Source organism: Streptomyces sp. NPDC058662 (assembly GCF_042716255.1).
Taxonomy (GTDB): domain Bacteria; phylum Actinomycetota; class Actinomycetes; order Streptomycetales; family Streptomycetaceae; genus Streptomyces.
The window spans coordinates 1-10,864 of sequence record NZ_JBHXRU010000147.1 but is presented as its reverse complement, the minus strand read 5'-3'; the positions used below and the strand labels follow the sequence as shown (position 1 = coordinate 10,864).

General features: G+C 73.5%; 8 protein-coding genes. 3 read left to right on the top strand and 5 right to left on the bottom strand.

Annotation, left to right across the window (positions count from 1 at the left end; translation table 11 throughout):
- Positions 1-114 precede the first annotated feature (114 nt).
- The 3 genes from ACFWUQ_RS29785 to ACFWUQ_RS29775 all read right to left on the bottom strand — a co-directional run bounded on the left by ACFWUQ_RS29785 (position 115) and on the right by ACFWUQ_RS29775 (position 4,886).
- On the bottom strand, positions 115-2,403 hold the full coding sequence (locus tag ACFWUQ_RS29785) for a SpoIIE family protein phosphatase (protein ID WP_384544206.1): 2,289 nt from the start codon (positions 2,401-2,403) through the stop codon (positions 115-117).
- A gap of 259 nt (positions 2,404-2,662) precedes the next feature.
- The gene (locus tag ACFWUQ_RS29780; protein ID WP_384544204.1) at positions 2,663-3,370 is read right to left on the bottom strand and encodes a DUF402 domain-containing protein; all 708 of its coding nucleotides are present in this window, start codon (positions 3,368-3,370) and stop codon (positions 2,663-2,665) included.
- Between the two features lie 112 nt (positions 3,371-3,482).
- Positions 3,483-4,886, bottom strand: coding sequence for a class II fumarate hydratase (locus tag ACFWUQ_RS29775; protein ID WP_384544202.1), 1,404 nt, complete (start codon positions 4,884-4,886; stop codon positions 3,483-3,485).
- Positions 4,887-4,995: 109 nt separating this feature from the next.
- Between ACFWUQ_RS29775 and ACFWUQ_RS29770 the strand changes: the two genes are divergently transcribed.
- Complete coding sequence (locus tag ACFWUQ_RS29770) at positions 4,996-6,519, top strand: ricin-type beta-trefoil lectin domain protein (RefSeq protein ID WP_384544200.1); 1,524 nt, start codon at positions 4,996-4,998, stop codon at positions 6,517-6,519.
- A gap of 127 nt (positions 6,520-6,646) precedes the next feature.
- On the opposite strand, the gene ACFWUQ_RS29765 is transcribed toward ACFWUQ_RS29770, so the two are convergent.
- Complete coding sequence (locus ACFWUQ_RS29765) at positions 6,647-7,417, bottom strand: glycerophosphodiester phosphodiesterase (RefSeq protein WP_384544198.1); 771 nt, start codon at positions 7,415-7,417, stop codon at positions 6,647-6,649.
- Between the two features lie 141 nt (positions 7,418-7,558).
- Positions 7,559-9,223, bottom strand: coding sequence for a fumarate hydratase (locus ACFWUQ_RS29760; protein WP_384544196.1), 1,665 nt, complete (start codon positions 9,221-9,223; stop codon positions 7,559-7,561).
- A gap of 149 nt (positions 9,224-9,372) precedes the next feature.
- On the opposite strand from ACFWUQ_RS29760, the gene ACFWUQ_RS29755 reads away from it, so the two are divergent.
- Together ACFWUQ_RS29755 and ACFWUQ_RS29750 are read left to right on the top strand one after the other, a co-directional pair.
- A complete protein-coding gene (locus ACFWUQ_RS29755) occupies positions 9,373-10,032 on the top strand; it encodes a DUF1707 domain-containing protein (protein ID WP_384544194.1) in 660 nt (219 codons plus the stop codon).
- Between the two features lie 215 nt (positions 10,033-10,247).
- Positions 10,248-10,646 carry a WhiB family transcriptional regulator gene (locus tag ACFWUQ_RS29750; protein WP_384544193.1) on the top strand — a complete coding sequence of 133 codons (399 nt, stop codon included), beginning with the start codon at positions 10,248-10,250 and terminating at the stop codon, positions 10,644-10,646.
- The last annotated feature ends 218 nt before the right edge of the window (positions 10,647-10,864 follow it).

Below are 10,864 nucleotides of genomic sequence, written 5' to 3'. Positions count from 1 at the left end.
GCACAGATGACGACGCCGCCCCGCCGCGTCCGAGCGGCGGGGCGGCGTTCTTCCGTACGAGGGGCGTCGCCCCCGCCCGGCGGGCGCGGGAGGGCCGCGCCGACGACCGGCCGGTCAGCGGCGGTCCTGGCCCGGCGGCAACGCGAGCTCGAACCAGACCACTTTGCCGCTGCTCAGCCGGGTCGCGCCCCAGCGGCGGGCCACCCGGTTGACCAGGAACAGGCCCCGGCCGCCCTCGTCGGTGTCGCGCGCCCGGCGCTGGCGGGGGAGCTGCGGGGAGTCGTCGCCGACCTCGCACCGCAGGACGTCCGTGCGCAGCAGCCGCAGGGTCACGGGACGTTCCGCGTACCGGACGGCATTGGTGACCACCTCGCTGACCAGCAGCTCCAGCGAGTCGCTCAGCTCCTCCAGGCCCCAGCGGCTCAGCGCCCGGCGGGCGAACCGGCGGGCCCGGCCCGGAGCGGTCTCCTCCGGGTCCAGGAACCAGTACGCGACGTCGCTGGGCGCGATTCCGTCGAAGCGGGCCGCGAGCAGCGCGATGTCGTCGTCCCGGTCACCCGGACCGAGCATGTCGAGGACGTCGTCGCACAGCGCCTCCAGCGGCGGCGGGTGGTCCAGGCCGGTCAACTGGGCGGTGGTGGCCAACCGTTCGCGGAGCTGCTCGATGCCGGTCCACACGTCCCGCAGCCGCGACTCCACCAGGCCGTCCGTGTACAGCAGCAGGGTGGCTCCGGCGGGGGCGTCCAGCTCGACGGCCTCGAAGTCCACACCGCCGACCCCGATGGGGGCGCCCGGCGGCACGCGGAGCACCTCGGCGCGGCCCCCCAGGTGCAGCAGCACCGGCGGCGGGTGGCCGGCGTTCGCGATGGTGATCCGGTGCGAGACGGGGTCGTAGACCGCGTACAGGCATGTGGCCATGCGGTCGGAGCCCAGGCGCTGCGCCTGCTCGTCCAGGTGGTGCAGCACCTCGGCGGGCGGCAGGTCCAGCTGCGCGAGGGTCTGCGCCGTGGTGCGCAGCTGCCCCATGATCGCGGCGGAGGTCATGGAGTGGCCCATCACGTCGCCGACGACGAGCGCGACCCGGCTGCCGGGCAGGGGTATGGCGTCGTACCAGTCGCCGCCGACCCGCGCCGTTTCGGCGGCGGGCAGGTAGCGGGAGGCCAGCCGCACGCCCGTGGGCTGGGGGAGGCTGTCGGGCAGCATGGTGCGCTGGAGCTCGTCGGCGATGTACGCCTCGCGGCCGTACAGCACCGCCTTGTCGATGCCCAGTGCCGTGTGGGTGGCCAGCTGGGCGGCGACCAGGAGGTCGTTCTGCTCGAAGGCGGGCCGCTCGGGGCTGCGCAGGAACACGGCCGCCCCGATCACCCGCCGCCGGCCGCGCAGCGGCGCGAGGACGGCCCGGTTGCCGCGCGGCAGCGGGTGGTCCGCGCCCAGCAGCTCGGGCAGCGCGGCCTTGGCCGCCGCGGAGGACCCGAACACGGGCCGTACGCCGCGCAGTACCTCGGCGAGCGCGCCGCCGGGCCGGATCTCGCACAGCTCGGCCGCGGGCAGGTCGCCCTGCGGTCCGACCAGCGGCAGCTGGCTGAAGTCGAGTTCGCCGGTGGCCCCCGCGGCCCCGGCGAGGTCCAGGCCCGCGCCGAGGGCGCCGCTGAGCGCGGCGTCGCCGAGGTCGTCGATCGGACGGAGCCGGTCGGTGCGGCGCAGCCTTAAGACGACCGGGCCCACGGGGCGTTCGTCGCCGACCGGGAGCGGGTCGCGGAGGTAGACGAGGATCGCGTCCGAGAAGGTCGGCACGGTGGCCCGGCACAGGCCGAGCACGATCTCGTCGAGGTCGATGCCGCGGGCGATCCGCCGCGTGGCGGCGCCCACGAACCGCAGCCGGTCCCCCTCGCGCCGCGCCGAGGTGTCCCCGGCGGCGCCGCCGCCCGGTACCGCCGCGCCGCCCCCGTGGCGTTCGCCCGCGACGGGATGGGCCGCGTCCCGGCCGTCTTCCGCGCCGGCGGCGACGCGGTGCGCCGCCTGCGCGTCGCGGCCGGCCGCCGGGTCGGCGCCCGCTCCGTGCGGGCCCGTGCCCAGGGGCGCTGCCCGGCCCGCGCCCTGGGGTGCGGCCGCCTCGCCGCCGTGCCGGGCGCCGCCGCCCGGCAGGCCGCGCGCGGGCTCCTGGTGGCCGGCGGACGCCTGGCGGGCCGCCGGGACCTCCGGACGGGTGGCCTCCACCGCCGGGACGGGAGCCTTGCCGTGGCCGGGCTCGTCGGTACCCGCCCCGGAGGCGACGGGCTGGGTCCCGCCGGAGACGACGTGCTCGGCCCCTCCGGGGGCGGCCATGGCGGACCCGCCCGGGGCCGGGGTCGCGGTGGCCGCGGCAGGCTGCGGGCCCTCCTGAGAGGTGGGGTACTCCGTCACGCGTGGAATTCCGTCCGTTTGCGCTCGATGTGCGCTGCACACAACTCGGTCAGTCGCGGTATACCCGCTCAGCGGCCGGGGCACCATCGCCCCACATTCCGGGTCCCCCTCGTTACCTCTCCGCTCTGCGTGTCGACCTCGGGTCAAGTCCCGCGTACGGCGCGACACTTGCGCAGGTACTGCCCGGCCCCGCCGTTCCGCGCGCACAGCCTCGCGGAGGACGATCCTACGTTTGCACCCCGGGGGCGCATCAAGGGTCTCATGAGGTCATATGCGCCGGGGTGCGGTCCCAGTCCTCCGGCAGGACCGGGACCGTCCAGGCCGGATCGGGCCGCCAGTCCTGCCAGCCGTCGGAGAAGGGCGCACCCCAGGCCTTGATCACGTCCACCGCGGCCCGCCCGGCGGCCCGCACCCGGCGCGCCTGGCCGGGATCCATCAGCCCGACGCGCTGCGCCTGCGCGAACTCGTCCTCGTCCAGCCACTTCCAGCTGCGGTCCGGATGGACGGCGATGTCGAGGAAGTGGTCCTCGGAGTCGACCCCGCCCGACCACCGCGCGCGCGGCTGCTCCAGGTTCACGTACCAGTTCTTGAAGCGCCAGCCCCGGTCCCAGAACAGCCACACCGACCACGGCTCCCCGGGGCGGGCCAGCTTGAGCACCCCCGCGCCGAACCAGCGCGAGCGTACGGTGGTGCGCGGCGCGGTGTACCGGGTGGCGAGCGGCTCCGCGTGGACGGGCGTCCCGTCGGTGAGCACCGGCTTGACGCACTCGGTGCCGGGGGCCATCCAGACGGCCAGCAGCTCGTCGCTGTCCCGTACCACCGTCACGGGGCGGCAGATGTGCACCGGGCCCCCCAGCCCGGGGGCGTGGTCGCGGTAGCGCCAGAGGATCTGGTCCCCCGGAGCCCAGCGCGGACTCCGCGCGCCGCCGCGCCCCGCATCGGCTCCGGGCCGGAAATCACCTGTCATGCGCAGATCTTAGGCGCGGTGCTGGTACCCCCGCTGCCGTGCAGGTCACAGAGGTCCGCGGGGACGGGATTCGACCGGATCCGGCCCCCGCGGGCGGGCCTTGCGCGGTGGGTCAGGGATGCGTCATGCGCAGCACGTCCAGCGCCTCGTCCAACTGCTCCAGGGTGAGGGCGCCGCGCTCCACATAGCCGGACTCCAGCACCACCTCCCTGATCGTCTTCTGTTCCGCGAGGGCCTTCTTGGCGACCTTGGCGGCCTCCTCGTAGCCGATGTAGCGGTTGAGTGGAGTCACGACCGAGGGCGAGGACTCGGCGTACTCCCTGGCCCGCGCGGTGTTGGCGGTGATCCCGTCGACCGTGCGGTCGGCGAGCAGCCGGCTCGCGCTTCCGAGCAGCCGGATCGACTCCAGGAGGTTGCGGGCCATCACCGGGAGCATCACGTTGAGCTCGAAATTGCCGGCCGCGCCCGCCACGGCGACGGCGGCGTCGTTCCCCATCACCTGCGCGGCGACCATCAGAACGGCCTCCGGGACGACCGGATTGACCTTCCCGGGCATGATCGAGGAGCCCGGCTGGAGATCCGGGAGGTTGATTTCGGCCAATCCTGTGCGCGGGCCGGAGGCCATCCAGCGCAGGTCGTTGCAGATCTTCGTGAGCGAGACCGCGACCGTACGGAGCATGCCCGAGGTTTCGACCAGGGCGTCCCGCGCCCCCTGCGCCTCGAAGTGGTTGCGGGCCTCGGTCAGCGGCAGCCCGGTGGCCCGCGCCACCTCGGCGATCACCGCCGCGGAGAAGCCGGGCGGGGTGTTGATCCCGGTGCCCACCGCGGTGCCGCCCAGCGGGAGCTCGGCGAGCCGCGGCAGGGCCGCGCGCAGCCGCTCGACGCCGTAGGAGATCTGGACCGCGTACCCGCCGAACTCCTGGCCCAGGGTGACCGGTGTGGCGTCCATCAGATGGGTGCGGCCGGCCTTGACGACCTGCGCGAACTCGGCGGACTTGCGGTCCATCGCGGCGGCCAGGTGCTCCAGCGCGGGGATCAGCTCGCCGGTGACGGCGGCGGTGGCGGCGATGTGGATGGAGGAGGGGAAGACGTCGTTGGAGCTCTGCGAGGCGTTGACATGGTCGTTGGGGTGGACCTCCCGGCCGAGCCGTTCGGTGGCCAGGGTGGCGATCACCTCGTTGGCGTTCATGTTGGAGGAGGTCCCCGACCCGGTCTGGAAGACGTCCACCGGGAAGTGGTCGTCCCAGCGGCCCTCGGCGACCTCGGCGGCGGCCGACGCGACCGCGTCGGCGACGTCCTGGTCCAGTACCCCCAGGCGGGCGTTCACCACGGCGGCGGCGGCCTTGATCCGGGCGAGCGCCTGGATGTGGGCGGACTCCAGGCGCTGCCCGGAGATGGGGAAGTTCTCCACCGCCCGCTGGGTCTGAGCACGCCATTTGGCATGCAGGGGGACCTGTACGTCGCCCATGGAGTCGTGCTCGGTCCGGTATGTGTCGGCCTGTTGATGGTTCGTCATGGTGGGGGCCTCCTCAAAAAGTTGAGCAATTGTCTTGTTCGAAGTGTTCCCAAGTCCCGTACTGGCCAGTAAATACCGGTGGTAACACTGGACATCCGGGGAGGCGCACATGGCACGTGCAGGCACGAGCCCCAGGCTCAGATCTACCTTCGCCGCGGTCGCGGTGTGGGCGGCCGCCCTCGGGGGCGTCATCGCCGTCACCCCCATGGCCCAGGCCGCTCCCGCCGCGGCCGTCACCCCTCTCCCGCCCGAACTGGAGGCGATTCGGGCGGCGGAGGCCGTCAAGATCTACGGCGACTCCGCCGTCCGTCCGATGAACGAGCGCAGGACCGGCCTGATCTCGCTCGGCGACAGCGAGATCTCGGGCGAGGGGATCGGCGCCTACGACCCCGCGACCAACACGCCGACCAACCAGTGCCACCGCTCGCCGGACACCGCGATCCACCGCACCGGCATCCAGGCCGACCTGACCTTCAACGCCGCCTGCTCCGGCGCGTACACCGGCAACATCAGGATCGGCGGCGCACAGCAGTACGCCGACGAGCTGGTGCAGAGCGACAGCCTGGCCGTGAAGGCCCGCAACACGAAGATCAAGATGGTGCTTCTCGTCGCCGGGGCCAACGACGACCTGCAGTTCGGTCCCGTCATGACCGACTGCGTGACCCGCTGGATCCTCATCCAGGGGACCTGCGAGCCCGTGTACGCCCCCGGCTGGCAGGCGCGCGTCGACGGCCTGCGGCCCAAGGTGGAGGCCACCGTCGCGGACCTCAAGGCGGTCATGCGCGGCGCCGGCTACGCCGACTCCGACTACAAGCTCGTCCTGATGGGCTACCCCAGCCCTATCGGCCCCGACTTCCACGACAACCCGAACTTCCCCGGCAAGCTCCCCGGCGGGTGCGCCGGCTACGACTCCGACGCCACCTGGGGCCGCAACCACGCGGTACCCGCTTTCGAGAAGGGCATGCGCGAGGCCGCCCGCAACTCCGGCGCCCTCTACCTGGACAACTCGCGGCTCTTCCACGGCCACGAGGTGTGCATGGAGGACCCCTGGGCGCGGGGCCTCTACCTGGACCTCGGGGACCACTTCCCGTGGGACGAGAACACCGCCCGCCAGTCCTTCCACCCCAACTACCGCGGCCACGGCGCCTTCGCGTCCTGCCTGACCCAGTTCTACGGCTCGGGCCTGCGCGAGGCCTCCTGCGCCGACCCCGCCGGCACCGGCACCCCCGTCCTGCAGGCCGGGGCCTGGGACGACCTGTACCGGCCCCTCAAGAACGCCGCGACCGGCAACTGCCTCGACGCCGTCGGCGGCTCCAGCGCCAACGGGACCAAGGTGGCGGGCTGGGACTGCCACGGCGGCCGCAACCAGGGGTGGTGGTACGACCCGGCCCGCTCGTCCGTCCACATCGAGCTGACCCACGACCGCTGCCTCGACGTCCCCGGCGGCAGCTACGGCGCCGGCACCGGGCTCGTCCTCTGGAACTGCCACGGCGGCGCGAACCAGAAGTTCGTCCGCGACGGCGCCACCCTGCGGCCCTCGGCCGCGCCGGGCATGTGCCTGACGGTCGCCGCCGCCCGTGAACCGCTGCGCCTGCGGGCCTGCGACGGGTCCGCACAGCAGCGCTTCGTGTGACCGCACTTCGTGTGACCGCACGCTCCGCCCGGTCCTGACCGGTCCGCCACCGACCCCCACCGACGCCGCCTTCGCCCCCCGACCCCCACCGACCCCCCGCACCCGGCCGGCGCACCCCGGCCGGGTGTCACATGTCGCGCAGCAGTTTCCGTACGTCCCGCGGCCGGTTGGTGATCAGGGTGTCCACCCCGAGCCGCACGCACAGCTCCACGTCCTCGGGCTCGTCCACGGTCCACACCCGTACGGACAGTCCCTGGGCCCTCAGCCGCCCCACCAGTCCCGGGTCCCGCCGGACCAGGTCGATGCCCGGGCCCGCGTGGGTCGCGAACGGGGGGCGCGGCGCGCGGATCCTGCGCTCGACGAGGTACACCGTGGGCAGTCCGGGCGCGAGCCGGTGCGTCCGGGTCAGGGCGCCGCGGGAGAAGCTCATCACCTCGACGAGGCCCGACGCCCCGTCCGCCAGGCCGTACTCCCGCAACATCCGCACCAGTTCGACCTCCAGTCGGCCGCCCGCGCGGGTCGGGTGCTTGGTCTCGACGGCGAGCCCGACCGGCCGCGGCGCGGCCAGTACCTCCCGCAGCAGATCCTCGAAGAGCAGCACCCGCGCACCGGCGTGCCCGTCGCCCTTCCAGGACCCGAAGTCGAGGGCGAGCAGCTCCTCGTACGTCATCGCGGAGACCGGGCCCCGCCCGTCGGAGGTCCGCTCGACCCGCCGGTCGTGCACGCAGACCAGCTTGTGGTCGGCGGTCAGCCGGACGTCGCACTCCAGCGCGTCGGCGCCGTCCTCGACGGCCTGCCGGTACGCGGCGGCGGTGTGCTCGGGGTGCTCGTGTGAGGCCCCTCGGTGGGCGACCACCCGCACGGGGCGGCCGGCACGGAGGGAGGTCGTCGCAGTCATACGGGGGATCCTCGCGAACCGGGGTGAACGGGCGGGCGCGTGCCCGTGTCCCCGACGTTAACCGCCGCGGGGCGCCCTTCCCGGCAGGGCGGCCCCGCCGTGCCGGAGGGGCCGCGCCGCACGCCTGCTGGAGGCCCGGTGCTACAGACCCGGGCCGCGCACCGGGATGTGGGTGAAGGTCGGCTCCGGGGCCGGGTTCTGGAAGAAGTCGTTGCCCTTGTCGTCCACGACGATGAACGCCGGGAAGTCCTCGACCTCGATCTTCCAGACCGCCTCCATGCCGAGCTCCTCGTACTCCAGGACCTCGACCTTCTTGATGCAGTCCTGCGCCAGCCGGGCCGCCGGGCCGCCGATCGAGCCCAGGTAGAAGCCGCCGTGCGTGCCGCAGGCGTCCGTCACCTGCTGCGAGCGGTTGCCCTTGGCCAGCATCACCTTGGACCCGCCCGCCGCCTGGAACTGCTCGACGTAGCTGTCCATGCGGCCGGCCGTGGTCGGGCCGAACGAGCCGGACGCGTAGCCCTCGGGTGTCTTCGCGGGACCGGCGTAGTACACCGGGTGGTCCTTCAGGTACTGCGGCATCGGCGCACCGGAGTCCAGCAGCTCCTTGATCTTGGCGTGCGCGATGTCGCGCGCCACGACCAGCGGGCCGGTCAGCGAGAGCCGGGTCTTGACCGGGTGCTTCGTCAGCGTCGCCAGGATCTCGTCCATCGGCTGGTTCAGGTCGACGGAGACGACGCCGGCGGACTCGTCCAGGTGCGAGTCGGTGGTCTCCGGCAGGAAGCGCGCCGGATCGGTCTCCAGCTGCTCCAGGAAGACGCCCTCGGCGGTGATCTTCGCGGTGGCCTGGCGGTCCGCCGAGCAGGACACGGCGATGGCGACGGGCAGCGAGGCGCCGTGGCGCGGGAGGCGGACGACGCGGACGTCGTGGCAGAAGTACTTGCCGCCGAACTGCGCGCCGATGCCGATCCGCTGGGTCAGCTCGAAGACCTGCTGCTCCAGGGCCTCGTCGCGGAAGCCGTGGCCCAGCGGCGAGCCCTCGCGCGGCAGCTCGTCCAGGTAGTGCGCCGAAGCGTACTTCGCGGTCTTGAGCGCGTGCTCTGCCGAGGTGCCGCCGACGACGATCGCCAGGTGGTAGGGCGGGCAGGCCGCCGTCCCCAGCGAGCGGATCTTCTCCTCCAGGAACTTCATCATGGAGGCCTCGTTGAGGACCGCCTTGGTCTCCTGGTAGAGGAAGGACTTGTTGGCCGAGCCGCCGCCCTTGGCCATGAAGAGGAACTTGTACGCGCCGCCGTCGGTCGCGTACAGCTCGATCTGCGCGGGCAGGTTCGAGCCGGTGTTCTTCTCCTCCCACATGGTGAGCGGGGCCATCTGCGAGTAGCGCAGGTTCAGCCGCGTGTAGGCGTCGAAGATGCCGCGCGAGAGGGCCGCCTCGTCGCCGCCCTCGGTGAGCACGTTCTGGCCGCGCTTGCCCATCACGATCGCCGTACCCGTGTCCTGGCACATCGGGAGGACGCCGGCCGCCGCGATGTTCGCGTTCTTCAGCAGGTCCAGGGCCACGAACTTGTCGTTCGCGGAAGCCTCGGGGTCGTCGATGATGCGGCGCAGCTGGGCGAGGTGGGCCGGGCGCAGGAAGTGCTGGATGTCGTGGACGGCCTCCTCGGCGAGCTTGCGCAGCGCCTCCGGCTCGACCTTGAGGAACGTACGGCCGTCCGCCTCGACGGTGGACACGCCCTCGGCGGTCACCAGGCGGTACGGGGTGGTGTCCTCGCCCAGGGGCAGCAGGTCGGTGTACGCAAACTCTGGCATGACGGCAGTCATTCCTCACTCGGCAGACAGCACTGACGACCAATTGGCAGCGCGTCCACCAGCGTAGGACCTCCCGGTGCGCCCGTGTCTGTGAGGTAAGGCTCACTCGGCAGTATCGCGATCTATCGTGTTTCGCTATGCTGGGGTCCGTGGACCTGGAAAAGCACCGTGCCGCCCCCGCCCCCGCCGACCTGCGCGCCTCCGACGCCGACCGGGACCGGTTCGCGCGGATCCTCGGCGACGCCGTCGCCGAGGGCCGGCTGACCACCGGGGAGCACTCCGAGCGCCTCGACTCGCTGTACGCCCTCAAGACGGTCGGCGAGCTGGAAGGGCTCGTACGGGACCTGCCCGTGCCCGACGGCGCCCGCGTCCCGGCCGCCCACCCGGCCGACGGAGCCCCGGCGGGCCCCGGCGATTACCAGGAGACGGTCGTCGCCGTGTGCAGCAGCTCCGCCCGCAAGGGCCGCTGGCGGCCCGGCGCGCACACCCGCGCGGTCTCGGTCATGGGCGACATCGCCATCGACCTCACCCAGGCGGTCTTCGAGCAGCAGGTCACCGAGATCAACGTGACCTGCGTCCTCGGCAATGTCGACATCGTGGTCCCGGAGAACGTCACTCTGCGCGGCTACGGCAGCGGGGTGCTCGGCAACTTCGAGGTGAGCGGTGAGAGCAAGGGCGAGACCGACCCGCAGGCCCCGGTGGTGATCGTGCGGGGCTTCGCGCTGCTCGGCAACATCGAGGCGCGCTCCAAGCGAGGCGCACGCCTGGTCGACCTCGCCCGCACGCTCCGCGAGCGGTCCCAGCGCTGAGCCCGTCCCAGCGGTAGGCGCCGTCAGCCGGTGGGCGCGCCGCCACCCTCCGTACGGGTGTTCCGGCCCGGACGCGGCGGCGCGCAGCGACGTGTTTCGGTCGAACTCCGCGCGGCGCGGCCCGCGCGCCCGGCGGCGTGGCTTAGGGCCGGGCGCAGCCGGGTAGGGACTGGTGCATCGTCTCTCGCTCGCGTATACGTCGTCAGGAGTAGACCGTGCCGCATCCGCCGCATCAGTCCCTGCAGGTAGCCGCCGCCAAGAGTCTTCAGGGGCGCTCGGCCGCCGTGCCGAAGCCGCGGGTGCCGGCGAGGGAAGAGGACGGCCCCTGGCACGCGGAGGCGGTGTGCCGCCGCGACGAGGCGGGCCTGTTCTTCGCCCCCTCCAAGGAGCCCACCGCGGCCCGGCTCTCCCGCGAGGAGGCCGCCAAGCGCGTCTGCGCCCGCTGCCCGGTGATGGTCGCCTGCCGGGAGCACGCACTGCTCCAGCCCGAGCCGTACGGCGTCTGGGGCGGGCTCACCGCCGCCGAGCGCCGGGTGGTGCTGGCCCGGATGCGGCGCAGGTCCGCCGAACTGCGCCAGGTCCCGGGGGCTGGGCCCGTCGCCGCCGCGGGCTGAGCCGCGTACGGACTCGGGCGCGGGCGGCCCCGCCGATCCCGCGGGCAGCCCCGCGGGTACGGCGCGCAGGTACGCCCCGCGCGTACGCCCTGCGGATACGGCGAGAGGGGCCGGGGCCGCCGCGACCCCCCCACACGCCCCGCCGGCCCCGCCGCCCCCCGGCCCCGCTACGGGGCGCCGTGGCTCGAGATCGCCCCGTGCCGCGCGCCCATCGGAAG